We start from the raw sequence: 25,587 nt of genomic DNA, 5'->3' as shown, positions 1-25,587 counted from the left end.
GAGACACGAAGATGACCACCCCCGACCCCAACGGCCCGGTGGCCCGGCTGCTGCGCTACGCCAACGAGGTGCACTCGCTGGCCGGCCGGTGCGGCAGGGCGGACCTGGCGGAGGTGCTCGCCGGCTCCGCGGCCCGTTGGAAGGACGAATGCACCGACATCGTGGTCGCCGGGGCGCAGAAGCGGGGCAAGAGCCGCCTGATCAACACGCTGGTCGGCCACCCCGACCTCGTCCCGGTCGACGCCGACGTCGCCACCAACTGTTTCCTGTCCCTGCGGCGCGGCCCCAAGCTGGCCGCCGTCGTGCACCGCAGCACCGACGCCGGGCCGGTCCAGACCCCCGTCGCCGTCGAGTCGATCCCCGAGTACGCCTCGATGCGCGGCGACGCCGGCAAGCGCCGCGACGTCGTCAGCGTGGACATCACGCTCGACAACCCCCTGCTCGACGGCCTGCGCCTGCTCGACACCCCGGGCGTGGACAGTCTCACCGTGGGGCACCGGCAGGTGACCGTCGCCATGCTCCAGCGGGCCGACGCCCTGCTGTTCACGCTCAGCGCGCAGGACCAGCCGGTGCTCCGGCACGAGCTGGAGTTCCTGGCCGAGGCGGCCGAGCGGGTCCAGGCGATCGTGTTCGTGCTGACCAAGGTGGAGGACTCGGCCAACTGGCGGAGCCTGATGGAGGAGAACCAGGCCCGGCTGAGGACCTTCGTCACCCAGGCGGTCGCGGAGAACCCCGACAGGGCCGCGACGCTCAACCCGCTGCTGGAGGCCCCCTGGATCCCGGTGAGCTCCAAGCTCGCCGAGGCCGCCGAGGCCAAGCGGCGGGAGGGCCGCCAGGAGCGCGCCGACGCGCTGCGGGCGCGCAGCGGCATGGACGTGCTGGAGCGGCACCTGCGGGGCTTCGCCGACGGCCGCGACTTCGCCCGCGGCGCCACCGTGGTCAACGCCGCGCTGTCGGTCCTGGGCTCGCTGGGCACCGGGGCCAAGGACGACGTGGCCGCCGGCTCCGACGACGAGAACGACGTGGCCGCCCGGCTGGCCCAGGTCGAGACCGGGCTGGAGGAGCTCACCGAGCTGGCCGCCCGGCGCCGGGCGGGCGCGGTGGCCAACACCTTCCTCGGGCGGGAGGTCGCCGGCATCGTGGCGGCGCGCACCGCCGAGATCCGCCAGCCGTACGAGAACGCGATCGCCACGCTGAAGAAGCAGGATCAGATCGACCGCTACATGGCCGAGCTGCCGATGAGCGTGCAGCGCTCGCTGGAGGCCGCCTGGTCGCAGATCGTCTACGACGTGGAGAGGCTGTCCAGGAACACCCTGGACGCCTTCGCCCGCGACCTCGGCCTCGACCCGGTGGACCTGGCCGTCGACCGGCGCGCCCTGCCCAACCTGTCGCAGATCCAGGTCAGGGGCGACATGGCCGCCGACGCCCCGGAGAACGTGGACATGGTCCGCGACGTACTGCCCTCGGCCTCGATCGGCCTGTCCCTGGGCGGCTTCGCCGCGACGCTGCTCGGCCCGGTGGGCTTCATCCTGGTGGCCCCGGCTATCGGGGCGGCCATCTTCATGGGGCGGCGCTCGATGGAGAAGGTGCAGCGCAACCAGGCCGCGCTCAGAAGCGCCCTGCGCGACCAGTTCTCCCTGGTCTCCCGGGAGATGACGCTGGACCTGGAGCGGATGGTCGCCACCTGGCGGGTGAACGTGGAGCAGATCGCCGACGAGAGCCTGATGCGGCGGCGCAAGGAGCTGGAGACCCGGCGCGCCGAGCTCAAGGCCGCCTCCGCCCGGTCGGCCGAGGAGCGCAAGAAGGCCCGCCAGTCCGGCCAGGACCGGATGACCGCGATCGACACCCTCACCGCCCGCGGCATGGAGCTGCGCAAGGAACTCGCCGCCGCGGTGGCCGCCCTCGGCCGCTGAGGTACGGCCCGCGGAACCGCGCGGGGCCGGGACACCGATCGGTGTCCCGGCCCCGCGCGGGGCCGGGCACGGCGCTCCGAACCCGTCCGGCCCCGGCCCCCGCAGGGGCGGGGCTCACAGGGGCAGGTGCACCAGCGTCGAGGGGTGGTCCCTGGCGGTCCCGGTGACGTCGTCGGGGCGGTGCAGGCACAGCAGGCCCGTGGGGATCCTGGCGACGGGCTCGAAGGTGCCCGGGGTGCGGTGCACCTCGCGGGCGCCGCCCGGGGTGACGTGCAGGAGCCTGCTGCGCCCGGCGTCCAGCATGGTCATCCACATGGAGTCGCCGTCGGCGACCATGCGCGGGCGCTCCCAGCGGTGGCGGGAGGTCAGGTGGCCCGACAGCGTCGCCGACTGCTTGCCCATCAGGAAGTCCACCTTGTGGCCGCGCTCGTCGAAGACCCCGACCGACCAGCCCCGGGCGGGGCTGACCTGGTCGGTGCCGACGGCGTAGATGTGGTTGCCCGCCGGGAACCAGCGCAGCGCGCCGGCCCGCGGGCGCGGCATGACCAGCGTGGTACGGCCGTCGGCGGTGTCGGCCTCCAGCCCGGCCGAGCCGGCGGTGAACCACCTGCCCTTGTGCAGGACGACCTGGTGGAGCCAGCTGCGCCCGGCCTCGCGGACCGTGGGGCGCACGACGCCGCCGGGATCGATCAGGCACAGCACCTGCCAGGGCCGGAAGTCCTGGTGCCGGTTGGCGAACAGCGGCTTGTTGCTGCTGAACTGCCCCAGCACCACCGTGCAGCCCGGTGCGCCCACCGAGGGCGCCGGCTCGGTGCCGCTGGGCGCGTCCTGGTCGAGCAGCCGCCGCTGCCGGTTGTCCTCGTTGACGAACCACTGGGCGTAGGCGCCGAGGTCGCGGGGCAGGGGCTCGTGGAAGAAGCCCCCGCCGAGGCTGAGCTCGAGCAGCGACAGGTGACCGGTCTCCCCCCAGGGCAGGCCGACGCCGGGGTCGACCGCGATGATCTGGCGGGGCTGGTAGAAGATCCACGCGACGGGGCCGTGGGCCAGCACGGTCGGGTTGCCCCACATCTGCAGGGGGTGGGTGGAGCGCACGACCAGGTCGGGGGTGAGCGTGCGGGCCAGCACCTGCGCCGGTCCGACCTGCTCCACCGTGACGACGCCCTCGCCGGAGGCGGCCCACTCCACCAGGCGGCCGAAGCCGAACTCGCGGTCGTGCCGGCCGCCGAGCCCGTCGAGCCTGCGCAGGAAGTGGCCGGCCTCGAAGGCCTGGTGGACGAAGACCCTGCCGGCCTCGAAGCGCGCCTCCAGCACCCCGTCCATCACTCTGTCGATCCCCTGGACCTGGGGACCGGCGGAGGACCGGCCGGGGACGACGGGGTGCCCCCCGGTCGAACCGCCCAAGGGGCCCGCCGGGCCCTGAGGGCCGCCCTGGACGCCTGCGGGGACGACCGGGTGTCCTCCGGTGGGACCGCCTCCCGGGAAGGCCTGATGGCCTCCTGAGGGGCCGGCCGGGGCGGGGCCGACGAACGCCTGGTGTCCCCCGGTCGGGCCGCCGGAGGGGCCCACGAGGGCCTGATGCGCGCCGGTCGGGCCCGGCCGCCGGTCGGAGCCGGTCCGCGAGGACACGTTGTGGCTGCCGGTGTCCCGGGGCTCGACCTTGAGCTTCCAGGCGAGCTGCGCGGCGCCGTACGCGACCACGATCTTCGGGTCGTCGTAGGTCTTGACCATCTCGCCGTGGCGCTCGCGCACGACCTGCTGGACCAGCGGCATCCGGCTGGCGCCGCCGGTCATGAACACCGCGCCCAGTTCCTCGCGCGTCACCCCGGCGCGGCGGATGGTCTCGTCGAGGATGTCGACCGTCTTGACGATCTCCTCGCCGATCAGGCCCTCCAGGTCGGACCTGGTGATGTGCACGTCCTCGTTGATGCCCACCACGTAGTGCGAGGAGGTGTCGAACTTCGACAGGGCCTCCTTGGCCTCCCTGGCCATCTTGAACAGGTCGGCGGCGTAGCTCAGGTAACGGCGCTCGGAGCTGGTGGTGACCTGCTCCCACCACTCGGGGTCGTGGGTCTCGATCTGCGTGCCGAGGAAGGCGAACACCTGCTCGTCGAAGCTCTCGCCGCCGATCTCGTCGTGGCCCCCCGGCTCGCCGACGACCTTGAAGTCGCTGCCGTCCACGGTCAGCACGGCCGCGTCGAACGTGCCGCCGCCCAGGTCGTAGACCGCCAGGTGCGAGCCCGCGGCCACCCTCCCGGCGGAGGCGAAGTAGCGGGCCGAGGCCACCGGCTCGTCGATGAGCACGATGCGCACGCCGCGCACGACCTTCTTGGCCGCCGCCACCAGCACCGCCTTGCGCTCCTCGCTCCAGGCGACCGGGTGGGTCAGCGCGATGCAGTCGGGCGCCGCCCCGTCGAAGCGCCGCCGGCCCTCGCTCACGAACAGCTCCAGCAGCGCCGCCATGGCGTCGGTGACGTCCACGGGGACCCCGCCGAGCAGCATCCTGCCGCGGCCGACGTAGCGCTTGGGGTTGCGCTCGACCCGCTCGGGGCTGATGCCGATCCCCCGCTGGGCGACCCGGCCGGCCACCAGGGTGCCGCGCTCGTCGAGCATCACGGCGGAGGGGATGCGCCTCTCCCCCTCCACCTCAAGGATGTCGAAGCGTCCCTCGGCCGCTATCACCCCGGCGGAGAAACTCGTGCCGAGATCCACGCCGAGGCACCACTGCGCCATTTCTCACTCCTCATCGATGCGAACCCGCCCGTCGATGCGAACCCGCATCATCTCGCATCCACCGCCCGCGTCCCATCCGGGGCAGGCACTCTGGGAACGATCCAGAATGTACGAAAGGAACGACAGCGTGGATCCGGAGCGGAAGACCATCTTCCTACGATTCGCGGATACCTCGTGATTTTTCCGCGTTCCGGCGACGTCCGTCAGCTTTCCGGCGTCCCCCCGGAGCGCCCGGCCAGGGCCGCCAGCACCCGGGCGAACTCCGGAGGCGGGACCACCACCAGCCGCAGCTGACCGTCCTGGTCGACCAGGTCGGCCTTGATCAGGGCCAGACGCCCGCCGTGCCACCAGTAGACCTGCGGGCTGAGCGGGTCGGAGCCTCGCTCGAACTCCCGCTGGCCGAAAAGCCGCAGCCGCTCGATCGCCCGCACGACGCCGATGCCCTCGACCGGATGGACGATCATCGTCGCCGGGTCGGGCAGCACCACGAGCACGCCGTCGCCGGGAACGGGCAGGTAGTCGCCCAGGCGGCGCAGGTGGGCGGCGGCGCAGGCGGTGGGGCCGGTCAGCCGCAGGATCCCCACCCCGCCGAGGTCGTCCTCGGTCACGGAGAGCCGCTCGTCCTGGTGGGCGTTGTGCAGGGCCAGCTCCAGCGCCTGGGCGGCGGTGATCGGCCAGCAGCCGACCTCCTCGGGACGGACCGGGCGCACGCCCGCGCCGTAGCCGACGGTGAGCACCTCGACCAGATCGGCCGTCAGGTGGCGGCCCACCACGCGCTCCGACAGCAGGTCGTCGTCGAGCTGGACGCGGGTCCGCAGCATCGGGCGGACCTGGGCGAGGTCGCAGGCGTCCAGCGGCTCGTCCACCGTGGCGAGGACGTGCGAGAGGTGCTCGGAGACCAGCACGGGCCAGTCCTCGCGGGAGCGGCGGGCGGCCTCGGCGCGCAGCCCCGTCAGCCGTACCGTGACCTCGCGCGGCCCGGAGAGGGTCAGCGTGCCGCCGTCGGGGGCGAAGGAGCAGGCGTAACCGAGGGAGTCGGCGACCAGGCCGAGCAGCGAATCGAGATCGACGTCCTCGATCCGCCGCGGCGGCGGTGTCTCGGCCCGCCGGTCGCGATGCCGCCGGAACAGCCTCACGCGCGCATCCCCTCTGCCGGTTTCCTCTCCCCTCCCTAGGGTGCCCTCTCCCGATTGTGGATGGACCAGGCCAGAGAGCACGATTCAGCATCAATAGCACCAAGTGCCCCCATTGGCACACTGAGCTGGGGCGATCCATGCCCAACGGGTAACCCCGCGACTACAGGAACGCCGAGCGGGGCCAGATGTTCCTCCAGCACCGGATAGGGGTCGCCGCAGTCCACCCACGAGCCGAGCGCGAACCCCGCCGCCCCCTCCAGCGCGCCCGCCTGTGCGAGCTGGGTGAGCATCCGGTCGATCCGGTAGGGCGCCTCGCAGACGTCCTCCAGCAGCACGATCCGGCCCCGGGCGTCCATCTGGTACGGCGTGCCGCACAGCGCGGCCAGCAGAGACAGGTTGCCGCCGGTGACGGGGCCCGTCGCGGTGCCCGGGGACAGGACCCGGTCGCCGGTGACCGGCGGGGCCTGCGCGAACAGGGCCGCGGTGAAGTGCTCGAAGGTACGGGGCTCCGGCCCGTCGTCGTCGCTGATGGTGGAGCAGGCCGGCATCGGGCCGAACCAGGACATGACGCCGAGCTCGACGGCGAAGGCCCGGTGCAGGGCGGTGACGTCGCTGGAGCCGGCCAGGGTCTTCGGTCCGGCCGCCCGCATCGCCTCCCAGTCGAGCAGGCCCAGGATCCGGGTCGCGCCGTACCCGCCCCTGGCGCACAGCACGGCCGAGACCGCCGGGTCGCACCAGGCCTCCTGCAGATCGGCCGCCCGGTGGGCGTCGGACCCGGCCAGGTAGCGGTCGCGCTCCAGCGTGTGCGCCCCGACGACGACCTTCAGCCCGAGGTCCCGCAGCACCCGGACGCCGCGCGCCAGCCGTACCGGATCGGGAGGACCGCAGGGGGCGACCACCGCGACCGTGTCACCGGGGCTCAGGACGGGCGGGACGATCGCGGCCTGCGCACCCGATCGGACGGACGGAACGGACGTAGCCCGCGCGCCCGGCCGAGTGGATGGAACGGACGCGACCTCTGCGCCGAGCTGGGCGGGCGCGACTTCCGCGGCCACTGTCACGGGGCGGGCGGGCGGTGCCGATGTGCCCGCTGTCCCGGGCCTGACGGGCGTGGCCGGTTCGTTCATCCGGCAAACGGTGCCACACTTGGGGTCAGATATGCGACCTCCGACCCACATCCTCGTGGTCAACGGCATCAAGGTCCGCAGGCCGGTCTTCGTGCTCGCCGCCCCGCACTCCGGCGCGGACCTGCTCGCCCGCGCCCTCAAACGCTCCCCCGGCTTCCACGTCACGATGGGCCGTTCCTCGGTGACCCACGTCGTGCACGCCTTCGCGCGCCGCCCCTCCATCACCCGCCGCGGCCTGGGGGCCACCCGCGTGCTGCGCGACGCCATGGCCGAGGCGTGGCAGATCCTGCCCGGCGCCTGCGGCGAGTGCCCGGCCCCGTGCCGCGAGGCGGGGAACGTGACCGGGGCGGGCCCGTGCGTCGTCTCGGGCACCGTGGCCCGCTTCGGCGACGCCAGCCCCGACCTGATCTACAGCGCGCAGGTGCTGCTGCAGGCCTTCCCCGACGCCCGGTTCGTCCAGCTCATCCGCGACGGCCGCGACGTGGCCGCCGACATGATGGCCGATCCGGCGGCGCTGTCGTGGTTCAGGCCGGCCATGCTGAGCGAGGAGACCGAGTTCCCCAACGCCTTCCTCGGCGTCAGGTCCGCCGAGCACGTCGAGCGGTGGAAGGCCATGTCCACGGCCGGCAAGTGCGCGCTGCGCTGGCGCGGGTCCGTGCGCCTGTCGGCCGAGCTCCACCGGGAACTGCCCCGCGAGCAGCTGCTGACCCTGCGCTATGAGGACATCGCCTCCTCCCCCGCCGAGGCGGTGGAGGCCCTGTCCCGCTTCCTGGAGACACCGGTGTCCCGGATCTCCCCGTACGGCCGCGGCGCCCCGAAGACGGGCACCTGGCGCACCCGGCTGCGCGCGCAGGACGCGGCGCTGGTGGAGAAGGTCGCCCGCGAGGAGCTCACCCGCCTGGGCTACCGCTAGACGGGCGGGGCGGCCCGGAAGGGAGAGGGTACGGCGGTGTGCGGCGCTCAGCCCGCCACGGCCCCCGCCTCCCGCGAACAGGCGGCACCCGGCCCGACGGGCGCCGCCGTACCCGCTTCCGGCCCGCGGCCCGTGCGGACCGGGTGAGCCGGAGGGGACGGCGTCAGCGGTCGTGGGCGAACTGGGTGCGGTAGAGCTCGGCGTAGACGGCGTCCTTGGCCAGCAGTTCCTCGTGGCGGCCGCTCTCCACGATCCGCCCGTCCTGGACCACCAGGATCTGGTCGGCCTCGCGGATGGTGGACAGGCGGTGGGCGATGACCAGCGAGGTCCGGCCGGCCAGGGCGGTCTTGAGCGCCCGCTGCACGGCGGCCTCCGACTCGGAGTCCAGGTGCGCGGTGGCCTCGTCGAGCACGACCACCCGGGGCGCCTTGAGCAGCAGCCTGGCCAGCGCCAGGCGCTGCTTCTCGCCGCCGGACAGCCGGTAGCCGCGGTCGCCCACCACGGTCTCCAGCTCCTCGGGCAGGGACTCGACCAGGTCGGCGATCTGCGCGGCGCGCAGCGCCTCCCAGATCTCCTCGTCGGTCGCGCCGGGCCGGGCGTAGCGCAGGTTGGCGCCGATGGTGTCGTGGAACAGGTGGGCGTCCTGCATCACGACGCCCACGGTGTCGCGCAGGGACTCCAGGGTGGCCTCGCGCACGTCCATGCCGTTGATCCGGACCGCGCCCTCGTTGACGTCGTAGAGCCGCGAGACCAGGGAGGTGATGGTCGTCTTGCCCGCGCCCGAGGGGCCGACCAGCGCGACCAGCTCGCCGGGGCGGGCGGTGAAGCCGATGCCCCGCAGCACCTCGTGGCTCTGCCCGGTGTCGGGCCTGGCCACCGACTCCAGCGAGGCCAGCGACACCTCCGAGGCCGCCGGATAGCGGAAGACGACCTCGTCGAACTCCACCGTGGCGGGGCCCGCCGGGACGGGCACGGCCCCGGGCTTCTCGGCGACCATCGGCTTCAGGTCGAGGACCTCGAAGACCCGGTCGAAGCTGACCAGCGCGGTCATCACGTCCACGTGCACGTTGGACAGGCTCGTCAGCGGGCCGTACAGGCGCATCAGGAGCGCGGCGAGCGCGACCAGGGTGCCGACCTCGAAGACGCCGTTCACGGCCAGCACGCCGCCGGCGCCGTACACCAGCGCGGTGGCCAGAGCGGCCACCAGGCCCAGGGCGACCCGGAAGACCGTCCCGTACATGGCGACGGTGACGCCGACGTCGCGGACCCGCCCGGCCCGGCCGCCGAAGACCTCCGCCTCCTCGCCGGGCCGGCCGTACAGCTTGGCGACCATGGCGCCGGCGACGTTGAAGCGCTCGGTCATCATGGAGCTCATCTCGGCGTCGAGCTCCATCTGCTCGCGGGTGAGCCCGGACATCTTCCGCCCGACCCACTTGGCCGGGAAGATGAAGATCGGCAGCAGCACCAGGGCGACCGCCGTGATCTGCCAGGACAGGGCGATCATGGCGCCGAGCACCAGCACCAGCATGACCACGTTGGACACCACCGACGACAGCGTGCTGGTCAGCGCCCGCTGGGCGCCGATCACGTCGGTGTTGAGCCGGGAGACCAGGGCCCCGGTCTGGGTGCGCATGAAGAACGCCACCGGCATGCGCTGCACGTGATCGAAGACCTCGGTGCGCAGGTTGTAGATCAGTCCCTCGCCGACGCGGGCGGAGAACCAGCGCTGGGCCAGGCCGAGCGCGGCGTCCACGACCGCGAGCGCGGCGATGGCCAGCGCGAGCCGGAGCACGAGGGCGGTGTCCTTGTTCGCGATGCCGTCGTCGATGATCGCCTTCATCAGCAGCGGGTTGACGATCACGATGACCGAGCCGAGCACCACCAGCGCGAGGAAGGCGGCGATGTGCCGGGAGAACGGCCGCGCATAACGCGCGATCCGCCTGACCGTCCCCGGGGTGAGCCGCTCCTTCGTCACGGAGCTGTCGCGCCGGAGCGAGCGCATCGCCTGGGGACCGAACCCCCCGCCCATCATCGTCATGTGACCTCCTCTCCCGATGCGAGCACCGGGAGAGGCTACGCGATTCCCGGATCAGCCGGAGGCGAACACGGCCGCCCGGCGTGACCCGCGGAGCCCGCGAAGGGCGGGGTCAGCCGAACAGCGACCTGATCCGCTGCGCCTGCTCCAGGCGCTCGGCCGCGCACTGCTCCTCCAGCGTGCGCACCGAGGCGCCCTGCAGCAGCCTCTTGGTCGCCGCGGCGGCGTCCCGGTTGGTCGCCAGCAGCGCGGCCGACAGGTCCGCCACGGCCCGCGTCAGCTCTCCCGGCGCGACGACCAGTTCGGCCAGGCCGATCCTGGCGGCCTCCTCGGCCCCCACGACCCGCGCCGTGAGACAGATCTCGACGGCGCGGGACAGGCCGACCAGATCGACCAGCGGCTTGGTCCCGGTCAGGTCGGGCACCAGCCCCAGCGCGGGCTCCTTCATGCACAGCTTGGCGTCGTCGGCCAGGATGCGCAGGTCACAGGCCAGCGCGAGCTGGAACCCGGCCCCGACGGCGTGTCCCTGGACGGCCGCGATCGAGACGATGTCCGGACGCCTCAGCCACAGAAACCCCTCCTGAGCCTTGGCGATCCGCTCCTCGAAGGCCTTGCCCTCGAGAGTCGCGGCGCTGGCGAACGAACCCTGTCCGGGAACCCCCTCCGGGGTGAACATCCGCAGGTCGATCCCTGCCGAGAAGGACGGCCCCTCACCTCGGACCACGACGATTCTCACCTGCTGCGGCAGGTGCTCACCGATCTGAGCCAACGCCGACCAGGTAGCGAACGTCTGTGCGTTCCGCTTTTCCGGCCGGGCCAGCGTGACCGTCGCGATCTCGCCGTCCACCTCGAAGCGCAGACCGGCCTCCTCCGGGGAGACCTTTTCCGCACTCCCCCCAGGCGCCACTTCCGTCATCGCTCGCCCTCCCATTGACGTGCCGTCCATCTCGCCCGAGCCTATCGACTCTCCAGAATGAGGTTCTATAGGCCCGGGCGGACGGTTGACGGCGGACGAGCGGCTGCGGTCGCGCGTTCCGAGGCGGGGTCAGCGCTTGGACTTGCCTCGGGTGGCGCCGCCGCGTCCTCGCAGAGTCACGCCGGACTCGCTCAGGATGCGGTGGATGAACCCGTACGAGCGGCCGGTCGAAGCGGCCAGGGCGCGGATGCTCTCGCCCGAGCTGTAGCGCTTCTTGAGATCGGCGGCCAGTTTTTCACGGTCGGCCCCGGTCACCCGGGTGCCCTTCTTCAGAGTCTCGGCCACGAGTACCTCCTGTAGTGCCAGACTTCCGCAGCGTTACTCCGCCATGATCAGTCATTTCTGCGGGATCGGCTACCTACTCCTAGGGAAAAGATCCGTACCCGCTCAAATTAAGATCAGGCAAGTGCCACAAGATCGGAAAATTCGTCGCTCCACGCGTCTTCGACTCCGTCAGGCAGCAAGATCACCCTATCCGGCTGCAGAGCGTCGACAGCACCCTCATCATGTGTAACTAGGACAATCGCCCCAGAATAGGACCTCAGCGCCGAGAGAACCTGCTCGCGGCTGGCCGGATCGAGGTTGTTGGTGGGCTCGTCGAGCAGCAGGACGTTGGCCGCCGAGAGCACCAGCGTGGCCAGGGCCAGACGCGTCTTCTCCCCGCCGGACAGCACGCCCGCGGGCTTGTCCACGTCGTCGCCGGTGAACAGGAACGAGCCCAGGACCTTGCGCAGCTCGACGTCGGGGAGCTCTCCCCCGGCCGAGCGCATGTTCTCCAGCACGGTGCGCCCGGGATCGATCGTCTCGTGCTCCTGGGCGTAGTAGCCCAGCTTGAGGCCGTGCCCCGGCTTCACCTCGCCGGTGTCGGGCTCCTCGATGCCGGCCAGGATGCGCAGCAACGTGGTCTTGCCCGCGCCGTTCAGGCCCAGGATGACGACTCGCGTACCCCGGTCCACGGCGGCGTTGACGTCGGTGAAGACCTCCAGCGAGCCGTAGGACTTCGACAGCTCCGTCGCCGTGATCGGGGTGCGCCCGCACGGCGCGGGCTGGGGGAAGCGGAGCTTGGCGACCTTGTCGCTGCGCCGCTCCACCTCCAGGCCGGCCAGCAGCCGCTCGGCACGGCGCTGCATGTCCTGGGCCGCCTTGGCCTTGGTGGCCTTGGCCCGCATCTTGTCGGCCTGCGCCATCAGCGCCGAGGCCTGCTTCTCGGCGTTGGCCCGCTCGCGCCTGCGGCGCTTCTCGTCGGTCTCCCGCTGGGCGAGATAGGCCTTCCAGCCGACGTTGTAGGTGTCGATCACCGCGCGGTTGGCGTCCAGGTGCAGAACCCGGTTTACCGTCGCTTCAAGGAGACCGACGTCGTGGCTGATGATGATCAAGCCACCTTGATGTGATCGCAAAAAGTCACGAAGCCAGCTGATCGAGTCCGCGTCGAGGTGGTTTGTGGGCTCGTCGAGCAGGAGAGTCTCCGCCCCGCTGAACAGGATCCGGGCCAGTTCCACCCGCCTGCGCTGGCCTCCGGAGAGGGTCTCCAGCGGCTGCGTCAGCACCCGGTCGGGCAGCCCGAGGCTGGAGGCGATCGAGGCGGCCTCCGACTCGGCGGCGTATCCGCCCAGGACGTGCAGCCGGTCCTCCAGCCGCCCGTAGGCGCGCACCGCGCGGTCCCTGGTGCGCTGGTCGGCAGAGGACATGCCCTGCTCGGCCTCGCGCAGCTCGCGCAGCACCTCGTCCAGCCCGCGCGCCGACAGGATGCGGTCGCGGGCGATCACCTGGAGGTCGCCCGTGCGCGGGTCCTGCGGCAGATAGCCCACCGAACCGGTGATGGTGACCGTGCCCGAGGCGGGGATCCCCTCACCGGCCAGCACCCGGGTCAACGTGGTCTTGCCGGCGCCGTTGCGCCCGACGAGCCCGATCTTGTCCCCGGCGTTGACCCGGAACGACGCGCCCTCGATGAGCAGGCGGGCCCCGGCGCGCAGTTCGATGTCAGAAGCTATGATCATGGTTGGAGAACACTCCCAGGCTGGAGATACACAGGCTCACTACGTCGCTGCCACCGAGCCCGCCGCGCCCTGTGTCTCCCGGCTCTCGGCTCGGCCGTCCCGCCCCGTCGCGGCCGGCGTCAATCGGGAGTGCGCATACCGATCAGTGTACGGCTCGCGCGCGCCCCTCCCTTCCATGATCAGCCGGGATCGACGACCTTGATCCTGACCGCGCGGAACTGCGCGGGGGCGGCGGTCAGCACCGCCAGGCGGGGATCGGGGACCGTCAGGAAGGGCTCGGCCTCCAGCGCGAAGACCGGGGCGAGGCGGCGGTCGGCCCGCAGCGCGTCCACCGCGCGCCGGTCGCCGCCCAGGATCACCGCCTCCAGCTCGGCCACGTGCGGGCCCAGGATCCGCAGCGCCACCTCGGCCGCCGCCTCGTGCGCCTGGCCGACCTGTTTCTCCCTGCGCCGGGCGAAGCGCTGCTGCGACCACCCGCCCGCCGCGCTGCGGCCGTGGACCTGCCGCGAGCCGACCTTGGAGGAGACCAGCGCCTCCCCCTGGAAGATCCCGGCGGCGTGACCGCCGAGCCGGACCAGCAGCACGCCGATCCGGCGCTCCCTGCGCGCGTGGGTGGTCAGCCGGGCCAGCGGGCCGCCGCCCTCGGGGGTCAGCGGCGGAAAGGGCACCAGCATCTCGGCCACCGCCCCGTCGCCGCCCTCGATCCGCACCACCTCCTCGGCGGCGGTCACCTCGATCGGGCCGTGCCGCTGCGCGAAGCCGTCGATCCAGCGGCCGAGCCGCTCCGGCCCCACCGAGACCCAGCGCCCTCCCCCCGCTGCCGGTCGTGACGTCATGTCCGCGACCCTACTGGCCGGGCGCACTGCGATCCGCCCCGCGGGCGGACAGGAGACGACGAGGTGAAAAAGGCACAACAGGCGGAGAAATATCGGTGAACATCACCGCACGCGTCTTACATCCGCCCCAGGTGTGACTCATTGTCTCTGTACGTGCCGACCAATACGCAGTTCGCCCCCTCGGAGAGCTCCGGCGCCACCGCAGCGGCGCCACCGATCACCATGGCGGGCATAGCGCCGATCGTCGACCTCGACACCGGGGGCGTCATCGCGTTTCAGGCGGTCGGCGGCGATCTGGGAGAGGGCGGTTCCGGCCACGGAGACGTCGTCGCCCTCGCCGCGACCGTCACGGACATATCCAGGAGTGAGTCCCCGCTCCCCCTGGTCCTCCCCCTGCCCACGGCCGCGGTGATCAGCGGCTCGGGCGCGATGGCGCCGCTCCACGAGGCGCTGCGCGTGTCGGGGCGGCGGCCCCGCGAGATCATCCTGATGATCAGGGGCGGGTTCGCCGAGGCCGACCGCCGGGCCCTGCTCATCGGCCTGGACGGGCTGCGCGCCATCGGCTATCTCATCGCGGTGGGCGACCTGGGCACCGCCCACGTCCCGCTGGACCTGCTCACCGACGCCTCGCCGTACCTGGCGGTGATCTCCCCCCGCCTCGTGGCGCGGATCCCGCGCGACGCGCGCCGCGCGGCGCTGGCCGAGGCGATGGTGTCCCTCGCCGTGAGCGTGGGCGCCCACGTGCTCGTCCCCGGCGTCTCCCAGGAGGCCCAGCTCGCCGCCGCCCGCTCCTGGGGGGTACGGCTGGCGCAGGGGCCGCTGCTGGTCCCCGGCCCCTCCGGCCGGATCCACGTCCCGCTGCCGGTCGCCGAGCCCGAGCCGGTCCAGCTCCTGCTCGGCCCTCGCGTCCAGGAGTTCCTGCTGCCCGCGGTGACGCTCCCCGAGGAGGCCACCGCCGAGGACGCCGTCGAGGTCTTCAGCAGCGAGCCCTCCATCTCCAGCGTGGTCCTGGTCGACGAGTACCAGCGGCCGAAGGGCAGCCTGGACCGCAGCCGCTTCCTGCTGTCCATCGCCAGCCGCTTCGGCCACGCCCTGCACGGCAAGAAACCGGCCGTGCGCCTGGCCGACAGCGTCCGCGCGGTCCCCAGGACGACGCCGGCCATCGCCGCCATGCAGGTCGCCGGGCGCGACGACGAGCGGGTCTACGACGACCTGGTGGTCACCGACGAGGTCGGCCGCTGCATGGGCATCGTCCGCGTCTCCGACCTGATCCGGCAGGTGGCGGGGATACGGCGCTGACGATCTGATCGGCATGCCCCTCGCCTTTACGCTGTAGATTCGCAAATGGGCGGCCGTTCCCTTGGCAGGCCCGCATGATCCATGTAGGAAGGGGCCACATAAGAAAGGGCCACAGGGCGACAGGGGGACATGCCACGATGCGAGAGCGCGACCTCCCGGTGGGGCGCAGGGCCCTGCTCGGCGCGGGCCTGCTCGCCGGCGCCGGAGCGGCGCTGGCCGGATGCACCGCCGAGGGCTCCGGTGATCGCCCCGCGGCCGGCGACGCCGGCCGGGCCGGCGGATCCGCGCCGCCGTTCGACCCGGCGAGCTGGGAGTCGGTGCGCGCCCAGTTCGCCCTGGACCCGGGGCACGCCCAGTTCGCCGCCTACGTGCTGGCCGCCCATCCCGCCCCGGTGCGACGGGCCGTCGAGGAGCACCGGCGCGCCCTGGACACCGACACCGAGGCCTACCTGATCAACGGCCCCGACCGCGAGGAGCCCGTGCGCGAGGCCGCCGCGGGCTATCTCGGCGGCCGGGCGGACGACGTGGCGCTCACCGACAGCACCACCATGGGCCTGGGCCTGCTGTACGGCGGGCTGCGGCTGCTGCCGGGCCAGGACGTGCTGACCACCGAGCACGACTTCTACGCCACGCACGAGAGCCTGCGGCTGCTGGCCGAGCGCACCGGGGCGAAGGTCCGCCGGGCGCGCCTGTACGACGAGCCGTCCACCGCCTCGGCCGACGCGATCGTCTCCCGGCTGAAGGAGGCGCTCGGTCCCAGGACCCGGGTGGTCGCCGTCACCTGGGTGCACTCCGGCACCGGGGTGCGGCTGCCCGTGCGCGAGATCGCCCGCATGCTCGCCGAGGCCAACGCCTCCAGGGACGAACAGGACCGGGCGCTGTTGTGCGTGGACGGGGTGCACGGGTTCGGGGCGCTGGCCGACGACGTCGGCGACCTCGACTGCGACTTCCTGGTCAGCGGGACCCACAAGTGGCTGTACGGCCCGCGCGGCACCGGCATCGTCTGGGGTCGCGCCTGGGACGCCCTGCGCCCCGTCATCCCCAGCTTCTCCGGGCCCGCCTTCAGCGGGTGGATCGACGGGTACGCCCCGTCCGGGCCCGGCGGCGTCCTCGGCACGCCCGGCGGCTATCACAGCTTCGAGCACCGCTGGGCGCTCAGCGAGGCCTTCGCCTTCCACCGGGCGATCGGCAAGGACCGCGTCGCCGCCCGGATCGCCGAACAGGCCACCCGGCTCAAGGAGGGGCTGTCCGCGCTGCGGAACGTGCGGCTGATCACCCCCGTGGACGCCGGACTCTCGGCCGGGATCGTCTGCTGCGCGATCACCGGCGTGGACGCCGGCCTGGCCACCCTGCGCCTGCGGGAACGCCACCGGATCGTCGCCAGCGTCACGCCCTACCGTGAACGGTATCTGCGCCTGGGCCCCGGGATCGTCACCACGCCCGAGGAGGTCGACCGGGTCGTCAAGGCCGTCGCGACCCTCGAATGACCGTATGCTACAACTTAGGCATACCTAAGTTGAGATGATGCGGGGAGTGGCATATGGCAGAGGGCAGGCCCGTGCGGAAGGCGACCCGCGGTGAGGTGCTCCGCACCGAACGGCTCACTCCTCACATGATCCGGGTGGTGCTCGGCGGCGAGGACCTCCGCGGCCTGCGCGCCGGGGAGTTCACCGACCACTACGTCAAGCTCCTGTTCCCGCCCACGGGGGTGAGCTATCCGGCGCCGTTCGACCTGGAGGCGATCCAGCGCGACCTGCCCCGCGAGCAGTGGCCCACCACCCGGACCTACACGGTGCGCGCCTGGGACCCGGAGGCGGCCGAGCTGACCCTCGACTTCGTCCATCACGGCGACAGCGGCCTGGCCGGCCCGTGGGCCGCGAGCGTCCGGCCCGGTGAGGAGATCTGGTTCTTCGGCCCCGGCGGCGCCTACGCGCCCTCCCCCGAGGCCGACTGGCACCTGCTGGTGGGCGACGAGAGCGCCCTGCCCGCCATCGCCGCGTCCCTGGAGCGCCTGCCCTCCGGGGCACCGGCCTTCGTGTTCGTCGAGGTGGCCGGCCCCGAGGAGGAGCAGCGGCTCGACACCCCCGGCGACGCCAAGATCACCTGGCTGCACCGCGGCGACGCGCAGGTCGGCGAGGCCCTGGTCACCGCCGTCCGCGAGCTCGACTTCCCGCCGGGGACCCTGCACGCCTTCGTCCACGGCGAGGCCAACTTCGTCAAGGCGCTCCGCCGTCACCTGCGCACCGAGCGCGGCGTCCCGCTCTCCCAGCTGTCCATCTCGGGCTACTGGCGGCTCGGCCGCGACGAGGACGGCTGGCAGTCCTCCAAGCGCGAGTGGAACCAGAAGATCGAAGAGGAGGAGGCCGCCGCCCTCACCTCGTGATCCCTCAGAGCCAGCCCTGGGTCCGGGCCCGCTGGACGGCCTCGACGCGGTTGCGGGAGTGGGTCTTCTGGATGGCCGAGGACAGATAGTTGCGGACCGTGCCCTCCGACAGGTGCAGGCGCCGGGCGACGTCGCCGATCGTGGAGCCGTCGGCGGCGGCGGCGAGGATGTCCCGCTCGCGGGGGGACAGCGGGTTGGGGCCCGCGCTGAGGGCCGCGGCGGCCAGCCCCGGGTCGATCACCCGCTCGCCCGCGTGGACGCGGCGGATGGCGGCGGCCAGCTCGCGCGCCGGGCTGTCCTTGACCAGGAAGGCCGCCGCGCCCGCCTCCATCGCCCGGCGCAGATAGCCGGGGCGGCCGAAGGTCGTCAGGATCACGACCCGGCACCCGGGCAGCTCCCGCAGGATCCGCTCGCCTGCCTCGATGCCGTCGCCGCCGGGCATCTCGATGTCCAGCAGGGCCACGTCCGGCCGGACCCGCAGCGCCACCTCCAGCGCCTGCGGCCCGGAGGCGGCCTCCCCCGCCACCTCGATGTCGGGCTCCAGGCTGATCAGCGACGCCAGCGCGCCGCGGACCATCGCCTGGTCCTCGGCCAGAATGACCCGGATCACACCCTCGCCTCCGCCTCCGCCGGCACGCGGACCCGCAACCGGAAACCGCCGTGGAGCGCCGGACCGCTCTCCACCACGCCGCCGGCCGCCTCCACCCGCTCCGCCAGGCCGCTCAGCCCGTTGCCGGGTTCGTACGGCTCCCGCACGCGGCCGTCGTCCACCATCTCCAGGACACCGGCCGTCCCGTCGAAGCCTATGGTGATCTCGCAGCGGGTCGCGCGGGCGTGCCGGATGACGTTGGTGGTCCCCTCCCGCAGCGCCCAGCCGAGCAGCCCGTCCACCTGCGGCGGCAGCGGCGTCCCCGACAGCCGGATCGGCACCTCCAGCCCGGCCGCCTCCAGCGCGGCGCGGGCGCCGTCCAGTTCCTGCGCCAGCTCCCGCTGCCGGTAGCCGGTGACCGCCTCGCGCACCTCCGTCAGCGCCTTGCGGGCGACGGACTCGATGTCCCGGATCTCCGCCACGGCCCGGTCGGAACCGGCCTCCGCCAGCCGCCCGGCCAGCTCGCTCTTGAGGACGATCAGCGAGAGGCTGTGGCCCAGCAGGTCGTGCAGGTCCCGGGCGATGCGCAGCCGCTCGTCGCCGGCCGCCAGCCGGGCCACCTCGCTCTGCGCCTGGCGGAGCTTGACCACCAGCAGCCTGATGTTGCGCACGCCCATGAACAGGGCGCCGAGGGTGAAGACCTGGATGACGAAGACCACGGTGGTGACCGGATCATGGTCCTTCAGCACCCCGATGAGCGCGACGGCCGAGCCCATCGCCACCACGCCCGTCACGGCCGCCCGCGGGCGCAGGGCCATGCTGTAGACGACGACGGTGTAGACGGGCAGGGCCAGCCAGCCGCCGCCGAAGGCCAGGGCCAGGCCGACGGCCAGGACGGTGAGGGGGGTCAGCAGCAGGTAGGTCGCCGGGGAGGGCTCCCCGAACTCGTGCTGGCTCAGCACCACGCTCACGTAGGAGGCGATGAACGCGGCCAGCCCCAGCGCGCCCCACACCGCACGGGCGCCGGTCATGCCCCCGGTGACGATCTCCAGTGCGGGGAAGCAGAGATAGATCAGGCCCGTGGACATCCAGAACAGCCGCCTTCCGCGGGACGGGCTGTCCTCCGTCCCGCGGAAGGCGGCGAATCCGGTGAGTCCGGCGCCTCTCATCGAGCTCCTCACCGGCCCGTCACGCCCGGGTCACCGCCCGCCGGTAGCCGAACACCGCCAGCGCCCCCAGCACCACGGCCCAGATCACGACCTTCACGGCGTCCGACGGGGGCACGGCCTCGCCGGAGACGAGGTGCCAGCCGATGTCGGCGTAGGAGAACGAGGGCAGGACGTCGGCGATTTCCTTCATGGTCGCCGGCATCACCTCGGGGGGGAACCAGAGCCCGCCCAGCAGGGCGAGGGCGAACATGCTGAGCATGGCGACCGGCTGGGCGGTGTCGACGGGCAGCAGCGAGCCGATGACCAGCCCGAGGGCGGCGAAGGGGATCGTGCCCAGCCACATCGCCGGGATCAGCGCGGCCCACTGGCCCGCCGTCAGCGACACCCCCTGGGTGAGCACCGCGGCCAGGATGACCAGCAGCAGGGCCGGCAGCACCAGCATGAGCGCGGAGACCAGTTTGGTGAGGATGATCGTCGCGTTCGGCAGCGGGGTGACCTGCAGCTGGCGCAGCCAGCCGGACTGTCGTTCCTGCGCCCAGGGTACGGCGGTGCTCATCATGGAGGCGGCCAGCGCGCCGTACGCTCCCATCGAGACCATCAGGAAGACGTCGGCCTTCACTCCGCCCTCGATCGTCTGGGTGCCCCACAGATTCGCGTTGATCATATAGAAGATCACCGGGAAGGCGCCCACGAAGATGATGTAGCGCTTGTTGCGCAGCATCCGCAGCAGCTCGATCCTGAGATAGCCGAACGGCATCATGACTCCCTGGTCAGTGTGAGGAAGGCCTCTTCGAGGTCGGCGCCGGCGATCCGCAGGTCGCGGACCTCCAGCGAGGTGCCGCGGTAGAGCGCGGCGACGGTGGCGTCCGCGTCGGTGGTCTGCAGCGTGGCGGCGCCCGCCTGGATCCCGACGGCCGTGACACCGGGCAGGGCGTCCAGCCCGGCCGCGGGCTGCCGGCCCAGGGTGAAGTGCACGGCCTGCCCGCCGACCCCCGCCTTGATCTCCGCCGCGGTGCCGTCGGCCACGACTCCGCCCCGGGCGATCACGACGACCCTGTCGGAGTTCTCGTCGGCCTCCTGCAGATAGTGGGTGGCGAACAGCACCGTACGCCCACGCGCGGCGTAGTCGCGCATGCCCGCCCAGAAGCGCAGCCGCGACTCCACGTCCATCGCCGCGGTGGGCTCGTCGAGCAGCAGCAGCTCGGGCGCGCCCGCGACGGCCATGGCGAACCTGACCCGCTGGGCCTGCCCCTCGGAGAGCTTCCCGGCCCGCCGCTTCGCCAGGCCGGCGAGGTCGGCCATCGCCAGGATCTCGTCCAGGTCCAGCGGGTCGGGGTAGAGCCGCCGGACGAAGTCCACCGTCTCCCGGACGGTGAGCTCGGGGATGAGCTCGCCGCTCTGCAGCATGGCGCCGACCTCGCCCCGGGCCACGGCCTCGTCCGGCGAGCGTCCCAGGACCTCCACCCGGCCCCGGGTCGGCCGCAGCAGGCCCAGCAGCATGTTGACGGAGGTGGACTTGCCCGCCCCGTTGGGACCGAGCAGGGCGACGGTCGTACCGGCCCGGACGCTCAGGTCCAGGCCGTCGACGGCGAGGACGTCGCCGTAGCTCTTGCTCACGTCGGTGAAGGCGATTGCTTCCATGGCTCCCACGCTAGGAGCGCCCGGACCGGATTCTCAGTGTCGAGCATCCCGCCTTCGGCATGACATTTGTCAGAAAGCGGGCACCGTACGGCACCGCCCACCCGGAGCACGGGCCGCCGCGGCCGCCGCCGGCCGGACTGCCCACGCGGGCCGCCGTGATGGGCGCCGCCAGTCCGGGAGGCGGGCCGCCGCGGTCGTCACCGGTCGAGCCGCTCGTGCAGAGCGCGGGCCGCGCGGACGAAACCGCTCGTCGCCTTGCGCGCGGCGATCTGCGCGATCTCCGGGATCGGGCCGCACGCGTCCGCCCGGCGGGCGGCCTCGGCGGCGAAGACCAGCGCCCGGGTGTGGGCGGAGTGCGTCCGCTCCCCCGGTCCCGGCAGATAGACGGGGAGCAGCCCGGCCATGATCTCCCAGACCTCCTTGTGCGCCCCCTGCCTCGCGCACTCCTCCAGCGATGACAGCGCGTCGTTCAGCTTGACCGCCGTCCTGCGCAGAGCCAGGCCGAGCTGGCGGCCGCACTCCGCGGCGGGCAGGCACCCGGCGGCGACCGCCCGCAGCAGCAGCTCCCGCCCGCGCTCGGCCGACTGGTACCAGCCACGATCGGCCAGCAGGTAGGCGACCAGCAGCGCCACCCCCTCGCCGACCGGTCCGTCCTGGTGGAACAGTTCGGCGACGTATCGATGGAAGTGACCGGGCCGGTCCCAGCCGTTGAGCAGGTGCGGCAGCAGGTGCACGGCCACCGCCTCCCGGTCGGAGGGCAGCAGCAGCCGCCAGGAGTCCATGTGGGCGCCGTGCTCCTCCCAGCGATGGGGGGACGGGTCGGCCAGGAGCACGTCGAGCAAGGGCGGCCCGGCCGGTTCCAGCCGGATACGGGGATGCAGCCTCGGGTGGGGCTCTCCCGGCTGCCGGTCATGGGTGTACTGAGTGTCGCCGTGGGACCAGTCCACGCGCGTCACCGGCTCCGGCCGGTCCTTCAGCCAGTGCGCCAGCGCGACGCCCGGCTCGGAGGTCAGCCTGCCCCCGCGCGCCACGACGTCCGGATCGACCTCCCGGGGCAGGCGCAGCAGCGCCTGCTGCAGGTCGGCGGGGAGCGCCCGCGCGCCCGCCCGCTCGTAGCCCTCCAGACGGGCGACCAGCTCGGCGGGGTCGATGTGGCCGGAGGTCAGGGTCGGCGTGGCCAGCAGGTACGGCGGGAGCGTCCCGGCCTTCAGCGCGGCGTGGACCTCGGCGCATCGCAGCAGCATGGCCCGGTGCGGCGGCGAGACGGAGCCGGGGTCGGGCAGCCGGTCACGGGGCTCCTCCTTCGGGCGCCTCCGGAGCCCCGGCGACACCGTGGAGATGCCGGGCATCCCTCCTCCGGCCGAGGGCGTCTCTCGGACGTGCCCTCGGCCGCTCCGGGGGATGCCCAGTTCGGCGAGGGATCCGGCGATGCCCCCGCCCGTCACGGGGATCGGACGGCCGGCGTCGATCTCGACGCCGGCCTCGGCGGTGTGCACCCTGATGATGCGACGGACACGGACACGGACACGGACGGGGACGGGGGCACGCTCGGGCTCGGGAACGGGCGGCTCCGCATCGGGACCGGCGGCCTCCCGCAGCAGCGCCTCGGCCCACTGATCGGGCCGGGTCCAGTGGCGGTGGCCGTAGAGCCTGGTCCCGTCAGGCAGCGGCTTCCCGGCCGTCCTGGCCGCCGGATCGCGCACGAAGCCGTCGAGCCAGCGCTCGAACTCGATGCCGTCGCGCAACCGGGTGTAGGTGCCGGTCAGATCGCCGAACGCCGGGGGGAACGGCTCGCGGGCGGGCGCCTCGAACGACGGGAGCGGGACCGGCCGGAAGTCGTCGGCCTCCTCCACCGGCGAGGAGTCCACCTCGCCGTACGCCGCGGACAACCGCGCCGCCGGCTCCGGGGGCAGGCCGGTGGCCGCCTCCCGCACGGCCTCGGCGCCGACCGGGGAGAATCGCCCGGCGTGCCGTACGGCCAGCCGTACCGCGCGCTCCTGCACCTCGTACGACTCGCTCAGGAACGCCGAGGCCAGCGCGGGAGCCAGGTGGTCGAGGCCGCCTTCGGCGTCCCGGGCCGCCCGGTCGAGCAGGGTCAGCCCGGCGCGGACCAGCTTGCCCTCGGCGCGGAACAGCAGCGCCTCCACCGCCTCGCCGGCCTCCTCGCCGCTCAGGCCACCGGCGCGGCGCAGCTCCCGCAGCGCCAGCTCGGCCACCGGTCCCGGCGCGGCGGGCAGCAGCCGCAGATAGTCGCGGGCGCGCTCCCGGCTCGGGGCGGGGCTGAGCAGGTCGTGCAGGCGGACGAAGAACCGCAGGTCGGCGGCGTCACCGCCGAGCAGGAAGCGCCGGACGCAACCGTCGACCAGCAGGTCGCGGTCCAGGCGCCCGGCGTCGGCCAGGTCACGCAGCGAGCGCAGCCAGGAGTGCCGCTCCCGGTCCCACTCGGGCGGCTCGACCCGGTCCTCGCGCAGCGCCCGGCCCACGCCCTCGGCCTCGAAGATCCGCGGGACCAGGTGCCCGGCCAGCGGATCGTGCTCCAGGCCGGACGGTGCGGACACCCAGGCGACCACGAGCGGGTCGTGGGCGGGAGGGACGGCTCCGGTGCGGCGCAGCATCTCCAGCGCCAGCTCGGCGCTGTCGTCCCTGGTCTGCGCCCGGGTGGCGCGCAGGCGCAGGGCCAGCCGGACGGCCAGGTCGGCCTGCCACTGCGGGGAACGGGCGGTGATCACCCGAAGCAGCGGATCGAGGTCGCGGGTCCGCCGCCAGCGGGTGAAGTCACGCCGGTAGAGCCAGGTCGCGACGGCGGCCGCCGTGCTGAGCGTGCCCGCGCCGGCGACCCGCATGGGCTCGATCCAGGCGTCCCGCTCGGCCCAGTCGGCCCGGTGCCCGTGTTCGTAGTAGGCGCCGCCCCACCAGATCTCGTGGGCCTCGTCACTGGAGAGGCCCCGGGCCGTCCTGTCCCGGACGAACTTCTCCCGGGCCCGCTCGGCGGCCTGCTCTGCCTCGGCCTCACGGCGGTGATAGCGCTCGTGGGCGGCGTCCCTGGCGGCGGCGATGTGGCCGGGCAGCTCGCGGGCCACCTCCTTGCGCCCCGCCTCGTCGAGCCGGAGCACCTCCTCCGCCACCCGGGAGGCGTCACCCGCGCCGATGGCCTGTCGCAGGCTCTCCCAGGCACCCACGCGGCCGCCTCGGCCGGTCGGGTGTCCATGCACCGCAGTCGTCATGCGGCACACGTTAGGGATCACCCCCGACAGAACCGCGTGCCTCCCGTGCGCCTGGGCGGCGGGCCCTCCGGGACGGCCCGGCGGGCCGCCCGGAACCGCGTCAGAGGCGGCAGGCGAAGATGGCCGTGACCAGGATGGCCTTGGCGCCGATCTCCCAGAGCTGGTCCATCACCTGCTGGTGTCCCTTGCGCGGCACCATGGCCCGTACGGCCACCCAGCCCTCGCGGTGCAGCGGGGAGACCGTGGGGCCCTCCATGCCCGGGGTGAGCGCGATGGCCTCCTCGATCCGCTCGGCGCGGATGTCGTAGTCCATCATCACGTAGTCGCGGGCCACCAGGACGCCCTGCAGACGGCGCAGGAGCTGCCTGACCCCCAGATCCTCATCGGTGTCCACCCGCTTGATCAGCACGGCCTCGGAGTGCGCGATCGGCTCGCCGAACACCTCCAGGCCCATGTTGCGCAGGGTGGTCCCGGTCTCCACGACGTCGGCGACCGCGTCGGCCACGCCCAGCCGGACCGCGGTCTCGACCGCGCCGTCCAGCTTGATCACCCGGGCCTCGACACCCCGCTCGGCGAGATAGTCCTCCAGCAGCCCGGCGTAGGCGGTGGCGATCCGCTTGCCCTTCAGGTCGGCGACGGTGGTGAAGCCGCCGGGAGGGGCGGCGAAGCGGAAGGTGGAGCGGCCGAAGCCGAGCGGCAGGACCTCCTCGACCCGGGCGCCGGAGTCGCGGAGCATGTCGCGGCCGGTGATCCCGGCGTCCAGGGTGCCCTCGCCGACGTAGACGGCGATGTCCTTGGGCCGCAGGAAGAACAGCTCGCAGGAGTTGTCGGGGTCGACGACCACGAGCTCCTTGCTGTCCCTGCGCGGGCGGTATCCGGCTTCCTTGAGGATCGTCTGGGCGCCCTCGGACAGGGCCCCCTTGTTGGGGACGGCGATACGCAGCATGGCGGGAAGGTTCCTTAGGTGGACGGTCGAATCTGCGGCGGGGGGCGGCCGGGCTCACCGGCTCACAGATGCTTGTAGACCTCGTCCAGCCCGATGCCCTTGGCGATCATGAGAACCTGCACGTGGTAGAGGAGCTGGGAGATCTCCTCGGCGGCCCGCTCGTTCGACTCGTGCTCGGCCGCCATCCAGCTCTCGGCGGCCTCCTCCACGACCTTCTTGCCGATGGCATGGACCCCGGCGTCCAGCGCGGCCACGGTGCCCGAGCCCGCGGGCCGGGTGCGCGCCTTGTCGGACAGCTCGGCGAACAGCTCTTCGAAGGTCTTCATGATCTCTCTCGGCGTCGTCGGATGTGCCAGCCAAGCCTAACCGTCCCCGGACACGCGCGTGCGCGCGCGTCCGCCGGTCGAGATCGGCCAGATCCCGGAAACGGCCGAGGGGCCGGTACGGCGGACGCCGTACCGGCCCCTGCGGGCTCGTCGGGATGGCGGCGATCAGAGATCGCCGCCGGAACGGTCAGCGGCCGTAGCGGGCGCCGCCGGAACGGCCGCCGCGGAAGCCGCGGTTGTCGCCGCGGTCCTCGAAGCGGCGCTCGCCGCCCCGGAAGTCGCCGCGGGCCTCGGAACCGCCCTCGGCGCGGTAACCGCCACGGCGGTCGTCGCCGAAGGAGCGCTCA

At 73.0% G+C, this 25,587-nt stretch carries 20 protein-coding genes; 5 read left to right on the top strand and 15 right to left on the bottom strand.

Annotated elements, in window-relative coordinates:
* The first annotated feature begins 11 nt into the window (after window positions 1-11).
* On the top strand, window positions 12-1,913 hold the full coding sequence (locus tag Pta02_RS09625; protein WP_203874372.1) for a dynamin family protein: 1,902 nt from the start codon (window positions 12-14) through the stop codon (window positions 1,911-1,913).
* A gap of 114 nt (window positions 1,914-2,027) precedes the next feature.
* On the opposite strand, the gene Pta02_RS09620 is transcribed toward Pta02_RS09625, so the two are convergent.
* From Pta02_RS09620 to Pta02_RS09610, 3 genes are all read right to left on the bottom strand, one after another.
* Window positions 2,028-4,643: an Hsp70 family protein gene (locus Pta02_RS09620; protein WP_203874371.1), complete on the bottom strand. Its 2,616-nt coding sequence runs from the start codon at window positions 4,641-4,643 to the stop codon at window positions 2,028-2,030.
* A 203-nt stretch (window positions 4,644-4,846) separates the two neighbouring features.
* A complete protein-coding gene (locus Pta02_RS09615; RefSeq protein WP_203874370.1) occupies window positions 4,847-5,779 on the bottom strand; it encodes a hypothetical protein in 933 nt (310 codons plus the stop codon).
* A 35-nt stretch (window positions 5,780-5,814) separates the two neighbouring features.
* A complete protein-coding gene (locus Pta02_RS09610; RefSeq protein WP_239130048.1) occupies window positions 5,815-6,678 on the bottom strand; it encodes a S66 peptidase family protein in 864 nt (287 codons plus the stop codon).
* 259 nt (window positions 6,679-6,937) lie between these two features.
* On the opposite strand from Pta02_RS09610, the gene Pta02_RS09605 reads away from it, so the two are divergent.
* On the top strand, window positions 6,938-7,819 hold the full coding sequence (locus tag Pta02_RS09605) for a sulfotransferase (protein ID WP_203874369.1): 882 nt from the start codon (window positions 6,938-6,940) through the stop codon (window positions 7,817-7,819).
* A gap of 163 nt (window positions 7,820-7,982) precedes the next feature.
* Here the strand turns inward: Pta02_RS09605 and Pta02_RS09600 are convergent, their stop codons facing one another.
* From Pta02_RS09600 to Pta02_RS09580, 5 genes are all read right to left on the bottom strand, one after another.
* A complete protein-coding gene (locus Pta02_RS09600; protein ID WP_203874368.1) occupies window positions 7,983-9,857 on the bottom strand; it encodes an ABC transporter ATP-binding protein in 1,875 nt (624 codons plus the stop codon).
* A 109-nt stretch (window positions 9,858-9,966) separates the two neighbouring features.
* The gene (locus Pta02_RS09595; protein WP_203874367.1) at window positions 9,967-10,770 is read right to left on the bottom strand and encodes an enoyl-CoA hydratase/isomerase family protein; all 804 of its coding nucleotides are present in this window, start codon (window positions 10,768-10,770) and stop codon (window positions 9,967-9,969) included.
* Between the two features lie 129 nt (window positions 10,771-10,899).
* Window positions 10,900-11,115 (bottom strand): helix-turn-helix domain-containing protein, encoded by a 216-nt coding sequence (locus Pta02_RS09590; RefSeq protein WP_068924102.1) that lies wholly within the window; start codon window positions 11,113-11,115, stop codon window positions 10,900-10,902.
* 113 nt (window positions 11,116-11,228) lie between these two features.
* The gene (locus Pta02_RS09585) at window positions 11,229-12,827 is read right to left on the bottom strand and encodes an ABC-F family ATP-binding cassette domain-containing protein (protein ID WP_203874366.1); all 1,599 of its coding nucleotides are present in this window, start codon (window positions 12,825-12,827) and stop codon (window positions 11,229-11,231) included.
* A gap of 179 nt (window positions 12,828-13,006) precedes the next feature.
* Entirely contained in the window at window positions 13,007-13,663 is a 657-nt protein-coding gene (locus Pta02_RS09580; protein ID WP_203874365.1) for an acVLRF1 family peptidyl-tRNA hydrolase, read from the bottom strand.
* A 153-nt stretch (window positions 13,664-13,816) separates the two neighbouring features.
* On the opposite strand from Pta02_RS09580, the gene Pta02_RS09575 reads away from it, so the two are divergent.
* From Pta02_RS09575 to Pta02_RS09565, 3 genes are all read left to right on the top strand, one after another.
* On the top strand, window positions 13,817-14,962 hold the full coding sequence (locus tag Pta02_RS09575) for an EAL domain-containing protein (protein ID WP_239130047.1): 1,146 nt from the start codon (window positions 13,817-13,819) through the stop codon (window positions 14,960-14,962).
* Window positions 14,963-15,099: 137 nt separating this feature from the next.
* On the top strand, window positions 15,100-16,449 hold the full coding sequence (locus Pta02_RS09570; RefSeq protein WP_203874364.1) for an aminotransferase class V-fold PLP-dependent enzyme: 1,350 nt from the start codon (window positions 15,100-15,102) through the stop codon (window positions 16,447-16,449).
* Window positions 16,450-16,502: 53 nt separating this feature from the next.
* Window positions 16,503-17,345, top strand: coding sequence for a siderophore-interacting protein (locus Pta02_RS09565; protein WP_203874363.1), 843 nt, complete (start codon window positions 16,503-16,505; stop codon window positions 17,343-17,345).
* A gap of 4 nt (window positions 17,346-17,349) precedes the next feature.
* Here the strand turns inward: Pta02_RS09565 and Pta02_RS09560 are convergent, their stop codons facing one another.
* The 7 genes from Pta02_RS09560 to Pta02_RS09530 form a co-directional block, all read right to left on the bottom strand.
* Window positions 17,350-17,955 carry a response regulator transcription factor gene (locus Pta02_RS09560; protein WP_203874362.1) on the bottom strand — a complete coding sequence of 202 codons (606 nt, stop codon included), beginning with the start codon at window positions 17,953-17,955 and terminating at the stop codon, window positions 17,350-17,352.
* Window positions 17,952-19,103: a sensor histidine kinase gene (locus tag Pta02_RS09555; RefSeq protein WP_203874361.1), complete on the bottom strand. Its 1,152-nt coding sequence runs from the start codon at window positions 19,101-19,103 to the stop codon at window positions 17,952-17,954. The genes Pta02_RS09560 and Pta02_RS09555 overlap by 4 nt, the downstream gene beginning before the upstream one ends.
* A 19-nt stretch (window positions 19,104-19,122) precedes the next feature.
* Window positions 19,123-19,863 (bottom strand): ABC transporter permease, encoded by a 741-nt coding sequence (locus Pta02_RS09550; protein WP_203874360.1) that lies wholly within the window; start codon window positions 19,861-19,863, stop codon window positions 19,123-19,125.
* Window positions 19,860-20,744, bottom strand: coding sequence for an ABC transporter ATP-binding protein (locus tag Pta02_RS09545; protein WP_203874359.1), 885 nt, complete (start codon window positions 20,742-20,744; stop codon window positions 19,860-19,862). Before Pta02_RS09545 ends, Pta02_RS09550 begins: the two co-directional genes overlap by 4 nt.
* A gap of 197 nt (window positions 20,745-20,941) precedes the next feature.
* Window positions 20,942-23,968: a DUF7824 domain-containing protein gene (locus tag Pta02_RS09540; RefSeq protein WP_203874358.1), complete on the bottom strand. Its 3,027-nt coding sequence runs from the start codon at window positions 23,966-23,968 to the stop codon at window positions 20,942-20,944.
* A 100-nt stretch (window positions 23,969-24,068) separates the two neighbouring features.
* On the bottom strand, window positions 24,069-24,914 hold the full coding sequence (gene hisG / locus Pta02_RS09535) for an ATP phosphoribosyltransferase (RefSeq protein ID WP_203874357.1): 846 nt from the start codon (window positions 24,912-24,914) through the stop codon (window positions 24,069-24,071).
* A 62-nt stretch (window positions 24,915-24,976) separates the two neighbouring features.
* Window positions 24,977-25,240, bottom strand: coding sequence for a phosphoribosyl-ATP diphosphatase (locus Pta02_RS09530; RefSeq protein ID WP_068924109.1), 264 nt, complete (start codon window positions 25,238-25,240; stop codon window positions 24,977-24,979).
* Between the last annotated feature and the right edge of the window lie 347 nt (window positions 25,241-25,587).

It is taken from the genome of Paraplanobispora takensis, assembly GCF_016863195.1.
In the GTDB taxonomy this organism is placed as follows: Bacteria; Actinomycetota; Actinomycetes; order Streptosporangiales; family Streptosporangiaceae; genus Planobispora; species Planobispora takensis.
Note: the sequence above shows the minus strand (reverse complement) of the source record. Positions and strands in the feature narration are given on the sequence as shown.